Origin of the sequence: Paracoccus isoporae (genome assembly GCF_900101865.1) — a bacterium.
Classification (GTDB): Bacteria; Pseudomonadota; Alphaproteobacteria; order Rhodobacterales; family Rhodobacteraceae; genus Paracoccus; species Paracoccus isoporae.
This window is the reverse complement of sequence record NZ_FNAH01000005.1, coordinates 135,507-153,943: the sequence shown is the minus strand read 5'-3', so window position 1 is coordinate 153,943 and position 18,437 is coordinate 135,507. Positions and strand designations below refer to the sequence as shown.

The window sequence follows — 18,437 nt, the reverse complement described above, 5'->3', positions numbered from 1 at the left end:
AGACCCGCGCTCAGGGCGATCAAGCCGCCTCTCAGTGCGGTCCCGGACTTGCCTGTCGATCTGATCGGCACCCGGCTGCATGCGCCGCACCGCCTGGGCCACGGCCCGGCGCGTCAATGCGACCAGGGGCGGTTGCCTGTGACCGTCGCGGTGCTGCGCCAATGCCATGCGCCGTCGCGCAGTGTCACCGACATCGCCCCGCTCTGCCGCAGGTGGCGACGGTCGAGGAGCAGGCAGTCACCGCTGAGCGGCCCGATCTCCTGGTTCGAGACGATCACCATCTCCGGCCCACATAATCGGGACGCGGCCTCCGCCGATCCCTTTCCGGTCAGATGCAGGATCTCCAACCCGCCCAGCCGGGCCTGCCTGGCCTTGACCGGACCCGTCCATCCAGCTCGCTCGGCCGCCTCCGCCCTGTCCGCCCGGTCGCCATCCTTTTCCAGCCATTCCCCGACCGTGAAGGCGCCGCCCTTCGGCTTGGAGAGGGCGCGGCCGGCCTGCGTCATCAGCCCGACCGCATCGCCATCGCGCGAGATCAGCAGATCGGGCCTTGGCGTCGCGATCCACAGCAGCGCCGCCGCAGCGATCAGCAGCCCGCCCGTGCCAACGCGCGGGTTCCGCCAGAACGGCAGATCGGCGCGGCCGCACAGAAGCGCCAGCAACGCGCCCAAGCCCATCATCGGCAGCGCCCCGGCCGGCGGCATCACCACATAGCTCACCGCCCCGTCAAGCCCGGCGATCCACCCGCCCACCGCCAGCATCCATCGCGTGCCCAGCCCCATCAGCCACAGCGCCGGCCCCTCCAGCCCGACGGGCGAAAGCAGTGCCGCGACCGGCCCCATCGGCATGATGAGAATGCCGGTGACCGGAACCACCAGCAGATTGGCCAGGATGCCGTAATGCGCCATGCGGCTGAAATGCGCCGCGGCGATGGGCGTTGTGGCGAGCCCTGCTATGGCGGAGGACAGGATCAGCATCAGCGCCGGGCGCAGCAGCAGCGGGACCGCGCGCCCCCATCGCTGCCACGGCGCATAGATCAGGATCAGCGCGACGGTAGCCGCGAAGCTCATCTGGAAGCCGGGCGTCAGCAGCGCCTCGGGCGCCAGCGTCAGGATCACCACCGCCGCCAGCGAGACGGTGCGCAGCGACAGCGCCCGGCGGTCGGCCAGGATCGCGCCCAGCATCACCGCGACCATCAGGAAGGCGCGCTCCGTCGCCACCCCGCCGCCTGACAGCCACAGATACATCAGCGCCGCCGCAATCGCCCCGCAGGCGGCGAGCTTATGCGCGGGCCAGTCCCGCAACCGCCCGGTCGCCGCCTGCACGGCAACACAGCAGAGCCGCAGCGCCGCATAGACGAACGCCGCCAGCATCCCCATATGCAGGCCGGAAATCGAGATGATGTGGTAAAGGTTCGAATCCCGCATCACCTGGTTGGTGGCCTCCGCGATATGGCTGCGATCGCCGGTCATCAGCGCGGCCGCGACCGCGCCCGCCTGCCCGCCGATCCGCTGCTGCATCGTGGCAGACAGCTCCATCCGAAGCCGGTGCATGGCAAAGCCGCGCCCGGTATCGGGGGGGCCTGCCAGCAGCACCGGGTTGCGGGTATAGCCGATGGCGCCCAGACCGGCGAACCACGCGCTGCGCCGGAAATCGAACCCGCCCGGCTCGGTCGGCCCGGGCGGCGGGCCCAGATGGCCGGTGGTCATCACATGGGCACCGGGCGCGGGCGCATGGCGCACCCCGTCAGGCAGGGACAGCCGCACCCGTCGGGGGATCTTCGCCGGGTCCATGCGCGCCAGCCGCACCCGGTCCAGCGTCAGGCGGATCCGGTCGCGGCCGGAGCGGTCAACCGCGATCACCCGGCCTTCCACCGGGCCGTAATAGCGAAAACCCAGAACCGGCGCCTCGACCCGCGCAGCCCGCAGGCTGGTCACGGCAAACCCGGCCGCCAGGAAGATCAGCGCGAATCCCGCCAGCCGCGCGCCCTCAGCGCTGATGCCGATCCCGACGCCGCGCAGCCGCCCGGCGCCTTGCCAGGACGGATGCCACCACAGACACAGCCCCCCGCACAGCGCCGCGAGCGCCAGAAGATTGGCCGCCGGACCCGGCTGTTGCGGCATCAGGAACCACAGCCCGATCCCGACGCTCATCCAGACCGGCGCCCAGGGCATCAGCCCGGCGCGTTCGCCGATTGCCGGCACGGCACCGCCGCGCGCATCCCCCGGCCGATGCCGCCAGCTTGCCGGGGCCGCGCGGCGCGACCCCGGCCCGGCCGGCATGGAAGCGGTTGCGCCAGATGCGGCCATTCTTGTCTTGTCCCGGACCCTTCGCTATCCCTCCGCCAACGCTAGAACCAAGATCGTTGAGAACAGGTTAACCGGCGCGACCGGCCGGAACCCGAGCGAAAGGCACGCCATGTCAGACCAGATCGTCACCCGCTTCGCCCCCTCGCCCACCGGCTATCTGCATATCGGCGGCGCGCGCACCGCGCTGTTCAACTGGCTCTATGCGCGCGGAAGGGGCGGCAAGTTCCTGCTGCGGATCGAGGACACCGACCGCGCCCGCTCCAGCCCCGAGGCGACGGAGGCGATCCTGGACGGGCTGCGCTGGCTGGGTCTCGACTGGGACGGCGCGCCGGTCAGCCAGCACGCCCGCGCAGAGCGTCACGCCGAGGTCGCTCGCGAGATGCTGGACAAGGGCCATGCCTATCGCTGCTATGCCACGGCCGAGGAAATCGCCGCCTGGCGCGAGGCCAATCCCAACCGCCCCTTCCCGTCGCCCTGGCGCGACCGCGACGATGCGCCCGACGCGCCTTTCGTGATCCGGCTGAAAGCCCCGCGCGAGGGGGACACCACCATCGCGGACGCGGTGCAGGGCGATGTGACGGTGCGCAACAGCCAGCTCGACGACATGGTGCTGCTGCGCAGCGACGGCTCGCCCACCTATATGCATGCGGTGGTCGTGGACGATCACGACATGGGGGTGACCCATATCATCCGCGGCGACGACCATCTGACCAATGCCGCGCGTCAGGCGCAGATCTATGACGCAATGGGCTGGAAACGCCCGGTTTTCGCCCATATCCCGCTGATTCACGGCACCGATGGCAAGAAACTGTCCAAGCGGCATGGTGCGGTCGGGCTGCATGAATACGCGGCGATGGGCTATCCGGCGGCGGCGATGCGCAACTACCTGGCCCGGCTGGGATGGGCGCATGGCGATGACGAGCTGTTCGACGATGCGCAGGCCCGGCAATGGTTCGATCTGGACGGAATCGGACGCGCCCCGGCACGGCTGGATTTCAAGAAGCTGGAGCATGTCTCCGGCTGGCATATCGGGCGGATGGACGACGTGACGTTGCTGACCGAAATCGCCGCTTATCTGGAGGCCAGCGGGGCCGCACCGCTGACCGACGCCCAGACACAGACGTTAAGACCTGTCCTTTCCGTTCTGAAAGAAAAGGCAAAAACCATTCCCGCGCTGCTTGACCAGGCGCATTTTGCCCTGATCTCGCGCCCCGTGGAAGTCGATGAAAAGGCGGCCAAAAATCTCGACACGGTATCCCGTGGTATGCTGACGCAATTGACTGCCGCAGTGCAGCATGCTAACTGGTCGCGAGACGAGTTGGAGCAAGCCGCGAAGTCTGTCGCAGAATCGCATGGCCTCGGCCTGGGGAAGATTGCGGCACCCTTGCGGGCTGCCCTGGCTGGGAAGACCTCTACCCCCAGCGTGTTCGACATGATGCTTGCGCTTGGACGCGATGAAGTCCTCGCGCGGTTGCAAGATCAAGCGGGCTAGTCCCGTGCCCATGCCCGGCGCGTCTGCGCGTGGCCGGCCTATGCAAAGGAAACCGGAATGGCTGATAACAAACCTGCGATCCTGTCGGTCTATGACAAGGAGATCGAACTTCCGATTCTGAAGCCCACCGTCGGCCCCGAGGTTCTGGACATCCGCAAGCTCTACGGCCAGGGCGATGTGTTCACCTACGACCCCGGCTTCACCTCCACCGCGTCCTGCGATTCGGAGATCACCTTCATCGACGGCGACAAGGGCGAGCTGTGGTATCGCGGCTATCCGATCGAGCAACTGGCCGAGAAGTCGCATTATCTCGAAGTCTGCTACCTGCTGCTTTATGGTGAGTTGCCCGATGCCGGCCAGCTCGAGGATTTCGAGAACCGGGTGACCCGGCACACCATGGTTCACGAGCAGATGAACAATTTCTTCCGTGGTTTCCGCCGTGACGCGCATCCGATGGCGACCATGGTCGGCGTGGTCGGCGCGATGTCGGCCTTCTACCACGATTCGACCGATATCAGCGATCCCTGGCAGCGCGAGGTGGCGGCGATCCGGCTGATCGCGAAACTGCCGACCATCGCGGCGATGGCCTATAAATATTCGATCGGCCAGCCCTTCGTATATCCGCGCAACAATCTCGATTACGCGTCGAACTTCCTGCATATGTGCTTTGCCGTCCCGGCCGAGGATTACAAGGTCGATCCGGCGCTTGCGAAGGCGATGGACCGGATTTTCACGCTGCATGCCGATCACGAACAGAACGCCTCCACCTCCACGGTGCGTCTGGCGGGGTCGTCGGGCGCCAATCCCTTCGCCTGCATCGCGGCGGGCATTGCCTGCCTGTGGGGCCCGGCCCATGGCGGCGCCAACCAGGCGGCGCTGGAAATGCTGCAGGAAATCGGAAGCGTCGACCGCATCCCGGAATATATCAAGCGCGCCAAGGACAAGGAGGATCCGTTCCGCCTGATGGGCTTCGGCCACCGGGTCTACAAGAATTTCGATCCACGCGCCAAGGTGATGAAGGAATCCGCCGACGAGGTTCTGGACCTGCTGGGCATCGAGAACAACGAGACGCTGAAAGTCGCCAAGGAGCTGGAGAAGATCGCTCTTGAGGATGACTACTTCGTCTCCAAGAAGCTCTATCCGAATGTCGATTTCTATTCCGGCATCATCCTGTCGGCGATGGGCTTCCCGACCGCGATGTTCACCCCGATCTTCGCGCTGTCGCGGACCGTCGGCTGGATCTCGCAGTGGAAGGAAATGCTGAGCGACCCGCAGAACAAGATCGGCCGTCCGCGCCAGCTTTACGTGGGCTCGGGCAAGCGCGACTATGTCGACGTCGCCAAGCGCTGAGCAGGATCAAACCGACAATGCGGCCCCGGACTCCGGGGCCGTTTTGCTGCGCCCCCATCATGTGATGTGCGCCATCGGCTGGGCCGGGCATGGCTATTCGCCGGAATTCACCGAGAACATGAATGCGGTGGTGGTGGGCCGGCTGCGGGCCGATCCGGCGACCCGGATCCGCTTCACCGCGCAGGCGGATTCCGTTTGCGCCCCCTGCCCGCATCGGCGTGGCACGGGCTGCGCGTCCAGCGAGAAGATCAACGACCTGGACCGGCGCCATGCCGCGGCGCTCGACATCGCGCCGGGGCAGGAGATGAGCTGGTCAGAGGCGCGCGGGCGGGCCGTCAGCCGGCTTGTCCCCGATGATCTGGACCGGATCTGCGCGCGCTGCCAGTGGCTGAGCTATGGTCTGTGCAAGGCGGCACTGCGCCGCGTGCAGCAGGAATGAGAAACGCCGCCCCGAGGGGCGGCGTTCTGTCTGTCCGATCCGGTTTCGGGATCAGCGGCGATCCAGCATCGACCAGCCGGCCTTGACGGCCATCGCGGCAATCGCAGCCTTGACCACAGCGCCGACCAGGAACGGCACCATGCCGGCCATCGCAGCGCCCTGCCAGTCCAGCCCGGTCACCAGCTTCAGCGCCACAACACCCGGCACGAACAGCAGCATGCCGGGCACGATGGCGGCGATGAACAGCTTCACGAAGCCACGATCAAACCCACGCTCGACCATGAACCCGGTCAGCCAGGCCATCGCCACGAAGCCCCACAGAAAGCCCGAGGTCGGGCCGAACAGCGGCGCCGGCCCGCCCGAGGCATTGGCGAAGACCGGCAGCCCCATCGCGCCCTCGGCCAGATAGGCGATCAGCGTCACCGCCGCCAGCCGCGCGCCATAGGTCAGACCGATCAGCGAAATCGCCAGCGTTTGCAGCGTCATCGGAACCGGGAACATCGGGACCGAGATCTGCGCCGACAGCGCCAGAAGCACCGTGCCCGCCAGGACCAGCAGGGAATTGGTAAGAAGCGACCGTTCCGGCAGAGCGGCTTGGGAAAGAGTCATGAGACTGCCCTTCGTTTGAAAATCTTAATCCGCGCGATCATGTCGCACTGCGCCAGAAAGTCAATATTTCTCGGCCAGCTTGCGCATGTCAGGCGGCTGTGCAAAAGCCTCAGCCATGAACGCAGAAGCACAGAACATCGCGCTCGTCACGGGCGCGTCGCGCGGGCTCGGGGCGGCGATGGCTGAACGGCTTGGCGCGCGTGGCTGGCATGTCATCGCAGTGGCACGGACCACAGGCGCGCTCGAGGAACTCGACGACCGCATCCGCGCAGAGGGGGGTCCTGCTGCGACGCTGGCGCCGATGGACATCAACGAGCCGCAGGCGATGATGCAACTGGCCGGCGCGATTGCGCAGCGTTGGGGCGGGCTGGATCTGTGGGTGCATTGCGCCATCCACCCCGCGCCGCTGAGCCCGGCGGGCCATGTGGACGGCAAGGACTGGGCCAAGTCGATCCAGACCAATGCCACCGCCACGCAGAACCTGATCGGGCTGACCGAGCCTTTGCTCCAGGCGCACGGCGGCACGGCGATCATTCCCGACGATCCGCGCGGCGGGCAGAAATTCTTCGGTGCCTACGGGGCGAGCAAGGCAGCACAGATGGCGCTTGTCCAAAGCTGGCGGGCGGAGGCCGAACGGATCGGGCCGCGCGTGCTGACACCGGTCCCGGCGCCAATGCCGACCGCGACCCGCAACCGCTTCTTCCCCGGCGAGGACCGGGCCGGCCTGTCGCCCTGCAGGACCGAGGCCGAGAAGATCCTGGCCGCGGCGGGGATCTGAGGCTCACACCTCCCAGTCATCGTCATGGGTGACCGGGCCGATCGCCAGCCATTGTGCCCGCACCCGCGCGACGCGGGTATCGCCCCAGGTGCTGAACACGATGGTGAAGCCCGAACGGCCCACCTCCTCCGTGCCGATATCGACACGCTGGTTCTGCTGGCTGTCGATATCCCACATCGACAGCCCCACATGCACGGTGGGCGGCTCGATGAAGCTGTCCGCGAACTCGACCCGCTGGCGCAAGGATCTGGAGCCGGTGCCGGTCCACATTTCGCCACCATCCTGAAAATCAGAGAAAAGAACTTCGTCGCCGCGCAAAACGCCCACGGCATAGTGGCCAATCCGCTTCATTGATTCTCCCCCGGCTTCGCGGCCAAAGCTAGGTGACTGTTCACACAAGGAAAAGCCCCGGTGTCACCGGGGCTTCGCCTGACTGCAATATTTCAGGACGCTCAGTCCGGCGCGGTCGAGTGATGCGCAGACAGCCCGATATGCGAGCCGAGCGCCTCCATATCGGCCAGCAGCTTGGCGGCGGCGGCGACGACGCCTTCGGCCCCGTGCTGCTCCTCCTTCTGCTCGGCGGCCTTCTTCTTGCGCTGCGCGGACCGCATCATGTCGTCAAAGACATCCTGCGTCATCTCATCGCGCTTGCGCCCGATCTCGGCCAGAAGCGAGAGCGATTCATTGTTGATCTCGGCAAAGCCACCGGAGATCGCGAATTGATGTTCCGCCCCCTGCTCATCGATCACCGTGACCAGGCCGGGGCGCAGGTTGACGATGGCGGGCGCATGGCCCGGCATTGCCGACAGATCGCCGTTCTCGCCCGGCAGGCGCACCTCGCGCACGGCGACGGACATCAGGTTCCGCTCCGGTGCGACGAGGTCGAACTGCATGGTATCGGCCATGATGCCCCCTTACGCCGCTTCCGAGGCGAGTTTCTGAGCCTTGGCTTTCACATCCTCGATGCCGCCGACCATGTAGAAGGCCGATTCCGGCAGGTGGTCGTATTCGCCGGCCACAACCGCCTTGAACGAGGAAATCGTGTCCTCCAGCGGCACCTGCACCCCGTCCGAGCCGGTGAAGACCTTCGCCACGTCGAAGGGCTGCGACAGGAAACGTTGGATCTTCCGGGCGCGGGCCACGGTCAGCTTGTCCTCTTCCGACAGTTCATCCATGCCGAGAATGGCGATGATGTCCTGCAGCGATTTGTATTTCTGCAGGATCCCCTGAACGTCACGGGCGACCTGGTAGTGCTCCTCGCCCACGACGGCCGGATCAAGGATCCGGCTGGTCGAGTCGAGCGGGTCCACGGCCGGGTAGATCCCCAGCTCCGAAATCGCGCGCGACAGAACCGTCGTGGCGTCGAGGTGGGCGAAGGTCGTGGCCGGGGCCGGGTCGGTCAGGTCGTCGGCAGGCACATAGACGGCCTGGATCGAGGTGATCGAGCCGGCTTTCGTCGAGGTGATGCGTTCCTGCATCGCGCCCATGTCCGTCGCCAGCGTCGGCTGGTAGCCCACGGCCGAAGGGATACGGCCCAGAAGTGCCGACACCTCGGAGCCCGCCTGGGTGAAGCGGAAGATGTTGTCCACGAAGAACAGAACGTCGGTTCCGGTGGCGTCGCGGAACTGCTCGGCCAGGGTCAGGCCGGTCAGGGCCACCCGCATCCGCGCGCCCGGAGGCTCGTTCATCTGGCCGTAGACAAGCGCCACCTGCGATTCCGCCAGGTTGTCCGGCTTGATGACGCCCGATTCCACCATTTCGTGATACAGGTCGTTGCCTTCACGGGTCCGCTCGCCCACACCGGCGAACACGGAGTAGCCCGAGTGCACTTTCGCGATGTTGTTGATCAGTTCCATGATCAGAACCGTCTTGCCGACGCCCGCACCGCCGAACAGGCCGATTTTGCCGCCCTTGGCGTAAGGGGCCAGCAGGTCGATGACCTTGATGCCGGTGACGAGGATTTCCGAGCTGGTGGCCTGCGACGCGAAGTCGGGGGCCGGCTGGTGAATGGCGCGGGTTTCGGTGACGTTCAGCGCCTCGCCCTCGTCCACCGGCTCGCCCACCACGTTCAGGATCCGGCCGAGCGTCACGTCGCCCACCGGCACCTGGATCGGCTGGCCCATATCGCGCACTTCGGCGCCGCGGACCAGACCTTCGGTCGCATCCATGGCGATGGTGCGCACGGTGTTTTCACCCAGGTGCTGCGCCACTTCCAGAACAAGCCGCTTGCCGTTGTTCTCGGTCTCGAGCGCGTTGAGGATCGCCGGCAGGTGATCATCGAACTGCACGTCCACGACGGCGCCGATGACCTGCGTGATCTTACCTTTTGCTTTGGCCTCTGCCATGTGTTTCCCCTTTGCGGTCAGAGCGCCTCGGCGCCCGAAATGATTTCGATGAGTTCCTTGGTGATCGCGGCCTGACGCGAGCGGTTATACTCGGTGGTCAGGCGGTCGATCATGTCGCCGGCATTGCGGGTCGCGTTGTCCATGGCGGTCATCCGCGCGCCCTGCTCGGAGGCGGCGTTTTCCAGCAGCGCGGTGAAGATCTGCGTGGCGACGGCGCGTGGCAGCAGATCGGCAAGGATCACCTCCTCGCCCGGCTCGTAGTCATACTCGGCCGAGACACCGGACGCGGCCGCGTCGTCGCCCTCGCCCTCCTCGATCACCGCGGGGATGATCTGGCGCGAGGTCGGCACCTGGCTGATGACCGACTCGAAGCGGTTGTAATAGAGCGTGGCGACATCGAAATCGCCGGTCTCGAACCGTTCCAGCACGTCGTCGGCGATGTCGCGGGCATGTTCATAGCCGAGGCGCTTCACCTCGGACATGTCGACATGGTTCACGAACAGATCGCCGTAGTCGCGCTTGAGCTGTTCGCGGCCCTTCTTGCCGACGGTCACGATTGTGACCTCCTTGCCCTCGCCGCGCAGCTTGTCGGCGTGCTGACGCGCCAGTCGCACGATGGACGAGTTGAACCCGCCCGCCAGACCGCGTTCCGAGGTCAGCACGACCAGCAGATGCCGCTTGTCCTCGCCGGTGCCGGCCAGAAGCCGCGGCGCGGTGTCGGAATTCGCCGCCTTTTCCGCCAGCCCGGCCATGACCGCATTCATGCGGTCGGCATAGGGCCGGGCGGCCTGCGCGGCCTCTTCGGCGCGGCGCAGCTTGGCGGCGGCGACCATCTGCATCGCCTTGGTGATCTTCCGCGTCGATTTGACGCTGTTGATCCGGTTTTTCAGATCCTTGAGGCTGGGCATTTATCCCTCCTCTCAGGCGCGGGTTTTGTTGTAAGCGTCCAGAGCAGCCTTGATCGCGTCTTCCAGATCACCGGCGACCTTGCGGTCGTTCTTGGTGATGTCGTCCAGAAGATCGGCTTTCTGGTTGCGCAGATACTGGATCAGCCCCTGTTCCCACGCGACGACCTCGCCCACCGGGATATCGTCCACGTAACCATGCGTCCCGGCATAGATCACGATCACGATCTCGGCGTTGGTCAGCGGGTGGTATTGCGGCTGCTTCATCAGCTCGGTCAGGCGCGCGCCACGGTTCAGAAGTTTCTGCGTCGCCGCGTCGAGATCGGAGCCGAACTGCGCGAAGGCCGCCATCTCGCGATACTGCGCCAGTTCCAGCTTGACCGGGCCGGCCACCGATTTCATCGCCTTGGTCTGCGCGGCAGACCCCACGCGCGACACCGACAGGCCGGTGTTCACGGCCGGGCGGATGCCCTGGAAGAACAGATCGGTTTCCAGGAAGATCTGGCCGTCGGTGATCGAGATCACGTTGGTCGGGATATAGGCCGAAACGTCGCCCGCCTGGGTTTCGATGATCGGCAGCGCGGTCAGCGAGCCGCCGCCGTAATTCTCGTTCAGCTTGGCCGAACGCTCCAGCAGGCGGGAATGCAGATAGAACACGTCGCCCGGATATGCCTCGCGCCCCGGCGGGCGGCGCAGCAGCAGCGACATCTGGCGATAGGCCACGGCCTGCTTGGACAGATCGTCATAGATGATCAGCGCGTCCATGCCGTTATCGCGGAAATACTCGCCCATCGCGGTGGCCGAATAGGGCGCGAGATACTGCATCGGTGCCGGGTCGGACGCGGTCGCGGCCACGACGATGGAGTATTCCATCGCGCCGGTCTCTTCCAGCTTCTGCACCAGCTGCGCGACGGTCGAGCGTTTCTGGCCGACGGCGACATAGATGCAGTAGAGCGTCTTCATGCCGTCATCTTCACGGCCGTTATAGTTCTTCTGGTTCAGGATCGTGTCGAGCGCCAGGGCGGTCTTACCGGTCTGACGGTCACCGATGATGAGTTCGCGCTGACCGCGGCCGACGGGGATCATCGCGTCCACCGATTTCAGGCCGGTCGCCATCGGCTCATGCACGGATTTCCGCGGCATGATGCCCGGCGCCTTCACGTCGGCCACGGCCATGGTCGGATCGGCGATCGGTCCCTTGCCGTCGATCGGGTTGCCCAGGCCGTCCACAACGCGGCCCAGCAGGCCCTTGCCGGTCGGCACTTCCACGATGGAGTTGGTGCGCTTGACCGTGTCGCCTTCCTTGATGTCGCGGTCGTCCCCGAAGATGACGACGCCGACATTGTCGGTTTCCAGGTTCAGCACCATGCCGCGCACGCCGCCGGGGAATTCCACCATCTCGCCGGCCTGCACCTTGTCCAGACCATAGACGCGGGCAATCCCGTCACCGACCGACAGCACCTGGCCCACTTCGGCCACTTCGGCATCCTGACCGAAGTTCTTGATCTGATCCTTGAGGATCGCCGAAATTTCGGCAGCCTGGATTCCCATTATCCGACCTCTTTCATGACATTCTGAAGGGAAGCGAGCTTCGAGCGGATCGAGCTGTCGATCATCTGCGAGCCCAGCTTGACAATCATGCCGCCGATGAGGCTCTCATCGACGCGCGCGTTCAGTTTGACCGTCTTGCCCGATTTCTCGGCCAGCGTGTCGGTCAGACGCTTTTTCTGTTCGTCGCTCAGCGCCACGGCGGAAACGACATCGGCGGTGACTTCGCCGCGCTCATTGGCGATGAGCGATTTCAACCGGCTCACGAATTGCGGCAGGGTGAACAGGCGGCGGTTCTGGGCCATCAGCTTCAGCGTGTTGGCCAGCGGCGCCTCCAGCCCCATCTTCGCGGCGATGGCGGCGATCCCCTCGCCCTGCTGCGACCGGCTGTAGATGGGAGAGGAGATCAGGTCGCGCAGTTCCGCGCTGTCATCGATGGCCACGCCGAGTTCGTCGGTCTGGCTGGCGAGACGGTCGATGCCCCCGGACTCCTTGACGATGTCGAACAAGGCCTGCGCATAGCGCCCGGCGATCGAAGCGGAAATCGAAGCGGAGTTTGCCACGGTCATCCTTCCGGTTTGCGCGTAGCCCCGCCGGCAGGCCGTCCCTTGGCGGGGCGGTCGGTCGCGGGGCGCGCGCGGGTCTTGGGGCGGGCCTCACCGGCCCGTTATCTCGGGGTGGTCTCTAGCAATTGTTTCCCGCACCCGCAACCGCCTTGAAGCCCGGCTTTGCACGGTTTTTGGCCGCTGTCGCAGAGCGGGCGCGGCAGACGGCGCGCAGGCGGCGAAAATGCGCAGGAAATCCTGACATTTTTGCAACCGCAGCAGGAACCGGCCGGGATTGCCGCGTCGCAGAAATATTTCCCCCGGCAGGGGCGTGCCGACCGCGGCAGCCGCTCAGCCCCCCGGCCGGGGCCATCTGCCCTGCCCCGCGCCCCCGGCAACCGGGCGTCCCGCCGGGCGGGGCCGGGCGATTCCCTCCAGCATGTCGAGCGGGCTGGGCACGGTGATCCGGCGCGCGCCATCCACCGGCGCATGGACCTGCTTGGAGAATTCCGCCCAGATCACCCCGGCCACCAGCATCGACGAGATCCGCGCGCCCACGCCTTCCCACCAGACCGCACTGCGCAGCCAGAACCGGCGATCCGATGGCGGCACGTAGATGGCCGCCCCCGAGCGTTCGGTGACGAAGCCCGCCGCCTCGGCCTGGCGTTCAAGCTGGCCCGCCGTGTAGCTGCGCCCGAAGCCGAACGGCGTGCTTTCGGTCCGCGCCCACAGCCCGGCGCGGTTGGGCACCATCACCACCATCCGACCGCCCGGCCCCAGCACCCGCCACGCCTCCGCCAGCAGGGCCGAGGGGTGGTCGGAGGTCTCCAGCCCGTGCAACATCACCAGCCGGTCCAGCCGGCCGGTCTCCAGCGGCCAGGCGGTCTCATCGCACAGCACGGAATGGTTCTCCGCCCCCGCCGGCCAGGCCATCACACCCTGCGGCCCCGGCATCAGCCCGATCACCCGCCGGGCATGCGCCAGATACGGCCGCAGCATCGGCACCGCGAAACCATACCCGCCGACGCTCATTCCCGTGGCCTGCGCTGCGGGCCAGTTCGCCACCAGCCGGTCGCGCAGGATGCGCTGCGCCACCCGGCCCAATGTGCGGGTGTAATAGAAACGGCGCAGCTCGATCACGTCGTGATGCATGGAGGTCCGGGTTGCGGTGGTCGGTCTCGCGCTTCACACTGCCCGCAAAACAGATGAGGTTGCAATGTCCGAAGCCGAGATCGTCACCATCCGCTGCCTGCGGGACAATTACGCCTATCTTCTGCACGCCAATGGCCGCACGGCGCTGTTCGACGCGCCTGAAGCCGGGCCGATCCTCGATGCGCTGTCCGGGCGGGGATGGTCGCTCGACCAGATCCTGCTGACCCATCACCACGGCGACCATATCGACGGGGTGGCGGAGCTGGTGGAGAAAACCGGCGCACGCGTCACCGGCGCCAAGGCGGATGCCAAGCGCCTGCCCGGTCTCGATGACGCGGTGGCAGCGGGCGAGACCACCCAGGCCGCGGGGCTCTCCGCCCAGGTGATCGACGTGTCGGGCCACACGGTCGGCCATATCGCGTTTTACCTGCCCGACGCCCAAGCCGCCTTCACCGGCGACAGCCTGATGGCGCTTGGCTGCGGGCGGCTCTTCGAGGGCGATGCGGCGATGATGTGGGACAGCCTGACGCGGCTGAACGCGCTGCCGGGCGACACGCTGATCTGTTCCGGCCATGACTACTGCGCGAGCAACGGGGCCTTCGCGCTGAGCGTCGATGACGGCAATGCGGCGCTGCGGGCGCGGCTGGAGGAGACGGCATCGGGCACCCGCCCCTGCGCGCCCACCACGCTGGACGAGGAGCGCGCGACCAACCCGTTCCTACGCGCGGGCGATCTCGCCCCGTCCCTCGGCCTTGACGATGCGGCTGCGGCCTTTGCGCGGCTGCGGCAGATGAAGGATGATTTCTGAACGCCCGCCCATCTTGAATCCCCGCGGCGCTGCGCCCAAATTGTGACCATCAAGGCAGGATTTCGCAGCAAGCGCGCAAAATTGACTTGCAACGCCGCGGAATCCACCAATCCTTAAAGCTACGATGACAGTCTGTGCAGGTGGGCCGTCGGTCCAAACCGCCGGACAGACTGACAGGAGATGCACGTGCCCTCATTCTCGACCTCGCTGGAACAGGCCATCCACGCAGCGCTCGCGCTTGCCAATGAACGCCGGCATGAACTGGCGACACTGGAACATCTGCTGCTGGCGCTGACCGACGAACCCGATGCGGTGCGCGTCATGCGTGCCTGCAATGTCGATCTGGCAGAGCTGCGCCAGAGCCTGAACGATTTCATCGATGACGACCTGTCCACGCTGGTGACCGATATCGACGGCTCTGAAGCCGTGCCGACCGCCGCCTTCCAGCGGGTGATCCAGCGGGCCGCGATCCATGTCCAGTCCTCCGGCCGGGCAGAGGTGACGGGCGCGAATGTGCTGGTCGCGATCTTCGCCGAACGCGAATCCCACGCCGCCTATTTCCTGCAGGAAATGGACATGACCCGCTATGACGCGGTGAACTTCATCGCCCATGGCGTGGCCAAGAACCCCGATTTCAACGAGGCGCGCCCGGTGACCGGCGCCGAACAGAACCAGCAGGACGAGCCGCAGCCGCAGGCGCAGAAGGACGAGACCGCGCTTGATAAATACTGCGTCGATCTGAACGCCAAGGCGATCGGCGGCGATGTCGATCCGCTGATCGGCCGCGAATCCGAGGTGGAGCGCTGCATCCAGGTGCTGTGCCGGCGGCGCAAGAACAACCCGCTTCTGGTGGGCGATCCGGGCGTCGGCAAGACCGCCATCGCGGAGGGGCTGGCCAAGAAGATCGTCGAGGGCGAGACCCCCGATGTCCTCGCCGGGGCCACGATCTATTCGCTCGACATGGGCGCGCTTCTGGCCGGAACCCGCTATCGCGGCGATTTCGAGGAGCGGCTGAAGGCGGTCGTCAAGGAGCTGGAAAACCACGACGACGCGATCCTGTTCATCGACGAGATCCACACGGTGATCGGCGCGGGCGCGACCTCGGGGGGCGCGATGGATGCCTCGAACCTGCTCAAGCCCGCGCTTGCCGGCGGCAAGCTGCGCTGCATGGGCTCGACCACCTACAAGGAGTTCCGGCAGCATTTCGAGAAGGACCGGGCGCTCTCGCGGCGCTTCCAGAAGATCGACGTGAACGAGCCCTCCGTGCCGGATTCCATCAAGATCCTGATGGGGCTGAAGCCGCATTTCGAGTCGCATCACGAGCTGCGCTATACCAATGACGCGATCAAGACGGCGGTGGAACTGGCCAGCCGCTACATCAACGACCGCAAGCTGCCCGACAGCGCCATCGACGTGATCGACGAGGCCGGGGCGGCGCAGCATCTTGTGACCGAATCCAAGCGCCGCAAGACCATCTCGCCGCGCGAGATCGAGGCGGTGGTGGCCAAGATCGCCCGGATCCCGCCCAAGAAGGTCTCCAAGGACGATGCCGAAGTGCTGCGCGATCTGGACGCGACGCTCAAGCGGGTGGTGTTCGGACAGGATGCGGCCATCGACGCGCTGTCCTCGGCCATCAAGCTGTCGCGCGCCGGGCTGCGCGAGCCGGAAAAACCCATCGGCAACTACCTGTTCGCGGGCCCGACCGGCGTCGGCAAGACCGAGGTGGCCAAGCAACTGGCGGATTCGCTGGGTGTCGAGCTGCTGCGCTTCGACATGTCCGAATATATGGAGAAACATGCCGTCTCGCGGCTGATCGGCGCACCGCCCGGCTATGTCGGCTTCGACCAGGGCGGGCTGCTGACCGACGGGGTGGATCAGCATCCGCATTGCGTGCTGCTGCTCGACGAGATCGAGAAGGCGCATCCGGATGTCTACAACATCCTGCTGCAGGTGATGGATCACGGCAAGCTGACCGACCATAACGGCCGGACGGTGGATTTCCGCAATGTCGTGCTGATCATGACCTCGAACGCGGGTGCGGCGGATCTGGCCAAGGCCGCGATCGGCTTCGGCCGCGACCGCCGCGAGGGCGAGGATACGGAGGCCATCGAGAAGACCTTCACCCCGGAATTCCGCAACCGGCTGGATGCGATCATCAGCTTCGCGCCGCTCTCGCGCGAGGTGATCGTGCAGGTGGTCGAGAAATTCGTCCTCCAGCTCGAGGCGCAGCTCATGGACCGCAACGTCCATATCGAGCTGACCCCGGCGGCGGCGAACTGGCTGGCGGAACGCGGCTACGACGACAAAATGGGCGCCCGCCCGCTGGGCCGCGTCATCCAGGAAAGCATCAAGAAACCGCTGGCCGAGGAATTGCTGTTCGGCCGCCTGACCAAGGGCGGGGTGGTCAAGGTGCGGATCGAGGATGACAAGCCGGTCTTCGAGATCTCCGGCCCCGACGCGCCGCGCATCGGGGGCGCGAACAGCACCAAGCTGCTGACGGCCGACTGAGGCTGTGACCGGATCCGGTCCGACGCGATGAAACGGGGCGCCGCTGGCGCCCCTTTTTCATGGCCGACGCTGAGCACAGCCTCCGGCCGCGCGGCATCGCGGCTGCGCGTGTGGGCGCTCGTCAGGCCTGGGCCGCGCAGCCTTCTGATCCGGCTGGACTTTTCCACCCCAGCACAACCCTGGGTCGGTTCCGCTAACTTAGATTAGCAGAACCGCCGGGACGCTCGCGGGTTTGCCTTGCGGTGCAACTGCGAGAGGGAGGCCCCGGTGGCGGATTTCGATGACAAGGCCTCGACTGGCCACCGCATCCCGGCAGATGACGACGCGCGAGAGACGATGGAGGTCGCCGAGGAGACGGCGCGGATCGTCAAGCGCGTCGTGGATCGCGGCGGGGTCCGGCTGGACAGCGTGACCGAGCATCGCGACGAGCTGCTCAGCGCCGAGTTGCGGCAAGGCCATGTCGAGATCCGACGCATCCCCCGCGACGAGGTGGTGGAGGAGGCGCCCGCGATCCGCGAGGAAGACGGCGTCACCATCATCCCCGTCCTCGAAGAGCGCGCGGTGCTGCGCACCGAGCTCGTGCTGGTCGAGGAAGTGCATCTGGTAAGGACCGAGACCCGCGAAACGGTCGAGGTTCCCGTCACGCTGCGCCGCCAGCGGCTCATCGAGACCGAGCTGGAGGCGGAAGATCCGCCCCCCGGCGCGGATCCGCTGGACGACACAGACATCATGAAAAGGAAGTGACCATGAATTACGAAAACACTGGCCGGACCCTGTCCGCGATGTTCGACAACCGGAACGAAGCCGAACGCGCCGCCGCCGCGCTGCGCGAGATCGGGGCCACCGACGTGGTCATGCATGGCGAGAACAATCCCGGATATGGCGAGGTCCGCCACGAGGAGAACGAAAGCCGCGGCTTCTTCGACGCGCTCGGCGATTTCTTCTTTCCCGATGAGGACCGCGCGGCCTATGCCGAGGGGCTCAGCCGCGGCGGCTATCTGGTGGCCGCGACCAACGTGCCCGACGACCTGGCCGAGCCCGCGCGCGAAATCCTCGAACGCGAAGGGTCGGTCGATCTGGATCAGCGCGAGAATGAATGGCGCGACGATGGCTGGGATCAGACCGCTTATGTCGGCGCAGGTGCCGCGGCCGGCATGGCCGCCGCCCCGGCGCGCGATCCGGGCGCCGTCGACACTGATCGCGAAACGATCGACGTGGTCGAGGAACAGCTTCGCGTCGGCAAGCGGGACGTGGATATGGGCACGGTGCGCGTGCGCTCCTATGTCCGCGAAGTCCCGGTCAGCGAAGAGGTCGAGCTGACCAGCGAGCAGGTCGAGGTCGAGCGCCGCGCAGTGGATCGCCCGGCCGGCGCCGATGCGTTCGAGGAGCGCACCATCGAGGCGCGCCGCCATGCCGAGGAGGCGGTGGTCGAGAAGGATGCCCGCGTGGTCGAGGAGATCGAGCTCAACAAGACCCGCGAGAGCCATGTCGAGCAGGTCGAGGACACGGTCCGCAAGACCGAGGTCGAGATCGACGAGGATGGCAACGAGATCCGCCGCGACCCCAATGATCCCGACCGCCGGATCTGAGCGGCCTAGCCGTTCGTAACCACCCGACGCGACAGGCGGCCTCCGGGCCGCCTGTTTCGC

The 18,437-nt window shown here is 66.3% G+C and carries 17 protein-coding genes; 8 read left to right on the top strand and 9 right to left on the bottom strand.

Features of this window, described 5'->3' with window-relative positions:
• Window positions 1-113: 113 nt before the first annotated feature.
• Complete coding sequence (locus tag BLT73_RS09940) at window positions 114-2,309, bottom strand: ComEC/Rec2 family competence protein (RefSeq protein WP_245727227.1); 2,196 nt, start codon at window positions 2,307-2,309, stop codon at window positions 114-116.
• Between the two features lie 109 nt (window positions 2,310-2,418).
• Between BLT73_RS09940 and gltX the strand changes: the two genes are divergently transcribed.
• From gltX to BLT73_RS09925, 3 genes are read left to right on the top strand one after another with little or no spacing between them, the layout of a single operon-like run.
• On the top strand, window positions 2,419-3,801 hold the full coding sequence (gltX, locus tag BLT73_RS09935; protein ID WP_090523444.1) for a glutamate--tRNA ligase: 1,383 nt from the start codon (window positions 2,419-2,421) through the stop codon (window positions 3,799-3,801).
• A gap of 57 nt (window positions 3,802-3,858) precedes the next feature.
• On the top strand, window positions 3,859-5,151 hold the full coding sequence (gene gltA, locus BLT73_RS09930; protein ID WP_090523442.1) for a citrate synthase: 1,293 nt from the start codon (window positions 3,859-3,861) through the stop codon (window positions 5,149-5,151).
• Between the two features lie 43 nt (window positions 5,152-5,194).
• Window positions 5,195-5,590, top strand: coding sequence for a DUF1284 domain-containing protein (locus BLT73_RS09925; RefSeq protein WP_245727225.1), 396 nt, complete (start codon window positions 5,195-5,197; stop codon window positions 5,588-5,590).
• Between the two features lie 51 nt (window positions 5,591-5,641).
• Here the strand turns inward: BLT73_RS09925 and BLT73_RS09920 are convergent, their stop codons facing one another.
• Window positions 5,642-6,199 (bottom strand): biotin transporter BioY, encoded by a 558-nt coding sequence (locus BLT73_RS09920; RefSeq protein ID WP_090523439.1) that lies wholly within the window; start codon window positions 6,197-6,199, stop codon window positions 5,642-5,644.
• A gap of 115 nt (window positions 6,200-6,314) precedes the next feature.
• Between BLT73_RS09920 and BLT73_RS09915 the strand changes: the two genes are divergently transcribed.
• Entirely contained in the window at window positions 6,315-6,977 is a 663-nt protein-coding gene (locus tag BLT73_RS09915; protein WP_090523437.1) for an SDR family NAD(P)-dependent oxidoreductase, read from the top strand.
• A gap of 3 nt (window positions 6,978-6,980) precedes the next feature.
• Here the strand turns inward: BLT73_RS09915 and BLT73_RS09910 are convergent, their stop codons facing one another.
• The 7 genes from BLT73_RS09910 to BLT73_RS09880 all read right to left on the bottom strand — a co-directional run bounded on the left by BLT73_RS09910 (window position 6,981) and on the right by BLT73_RS09880 (window position 13,472).
• On the bottom strand, window positions 6,981-7,328 hold the full coding sequence (locus BLT73_RS09910; RefSeq protein ID WP_090523434.1) for an H-type lectin domain-containing protein: 348 nt from the start codon (window positions 7,326-7,328) through the stop codon (window positions 6,981-6,983).
• A 101-nt stretch (window positions 7,329-7,429) separates the two neighbouring features.
• A complete protein-coding gene (gene atpC, locus BLT73_RS09905; RefSeq protein WP_090523431.1) occupies window positions 7,430-7,882 on the bottom strand; it encodes an ATP synthase F1 subunit epsilon in 453 nt (150 codons plus the stop codon).
• 9 nt (window positions 7,883-7,891) lie between these two features.
• Entirely contained in the window at window positions 7,892-9,322 is a 1,431-nt protein-coding gene (gene atpD, locus BLT73_RS09900) for a F0F1 ATP synthase subunit beta (RefSeq protein WP_090523430.1), read from the bottom strand.
• Window positions 9,323-9,339: 17 nt separating this feature from the next.
• Window positions 9,340-10,230: a F0F1 ATP synthase subunit gamma gene (locus BLT73_RS09895; protein WP_090523427.1), complete on the bottom strand. Its 891-nt coding sequence runs from the start codon at window positions 10,228-10,230 to the stop codon at window positions 9,340-9,342.
• Between the two features lie 12 nt (window positions 10,231-10,242).
• Window positions 10,243-11,778 (bottom strand): F0F1 ATP synthase subunit alpha, encoded by a 1,536-nt coding sequence (gene atpA / locus BLT73_RS09890; RefSeq protein ID WP_090523424.1) that lies wholly within the window; start codon window positions 11,776-11,778, stop codon window positions 10,243-10,245.
• On the bottom strand, window positions 11,778-12,344 hold the full coding sequence (locus BLT73_RS09885; protein WP_090523422.1) for a F0F1 ATP synthase subunit delta: 567 nt from the start codon (window positions 12,342-12,344) through the stop codon (window positions 11,778-11,780). Before BLT73_RS09885 ends, atpA begins: the two co-directional genes overlap by 1 nt.
• A gap of 327 nt (window positions 12,345-12,671) precedes the next feature.
• Window positions 12,672-13,472 (bottom strand): methyltransferase domain-containing protein, encoded by an 801-nt coding sequence (locus tag BLT73_RS09880; RefSeq protein ID WP_090523419.1) that lies wholly within the window; start codon window positions 13,470-13,472, stop codon window positions 12,672-12,674.
• A gap of 64 nt (window positions 13,473-13,536) precedes the next feature.
• Here BLT73_RS09880 and gloB point away from each other — a divergent pair, with 64 nt between their 5' ends.
• The 4 genes from gloB to BLT73_RS09860 all read left to right on the top strand — a co-directional run bounded on the left by gloB (window position 13,537) and on the right by BLT73_RS09860 (window position 18,377).
• Window positions 13,537-14,280, top strand: coding sequence for a hydroxyacylglutathione hydrolase (gene gloB / locus BLT73_RS09875; RefSeq protein ID WP_090523629.1), 744 nt, complete (start codon window positions 13,537-13,539; stop codon window positions 14,278-14,280).
• A 186-nt stretch (window positions 14,281-14,466) separates the two neighbouring features.
• The gene (gene clpA / locus BLT73_RS09870) at window positions 14,467-16,788 is read left to right on the top strand and encodes an ATP-dependent Clp protease ATP-binding subunit ClpA (RefSeq protein ID WP_090523417.1); all 2,322 of its coding nucleotides are present in this window, start codon (window positions 14,467-14,469) and stop codon (window positions 16,786-16,788) included.
• 267 nt (window positions 16,789-17,055) lie between these two features.
• Complete coding sequence (locus BLT73_RS09865; protein ID WP_090523414.1) at window positions 17,056-17,532, top strand: YsnF/AvaK domain-containing protein; 477 nt, start codon at window positions 17,056-17,058, stop codon at window positions 17,530-17,532.
• 2 nt (window positions 17,533-17,534) lie between these two features.
• The gene (locus tag BLT73_RS09860) at window positions 17,535-18,377 is read left to right on the top strand and encodes a YsnF/AvaK domain-containing protein (protein ID WP_090523412.1); all 843 of its coding nucleotides are present in this window, start codon (window positions 17,535-17,537) and stop codon (window positions 18,375-18,377) included.
• Window positions 18,378-18,437: the final 60 nt, after the last annotated feature.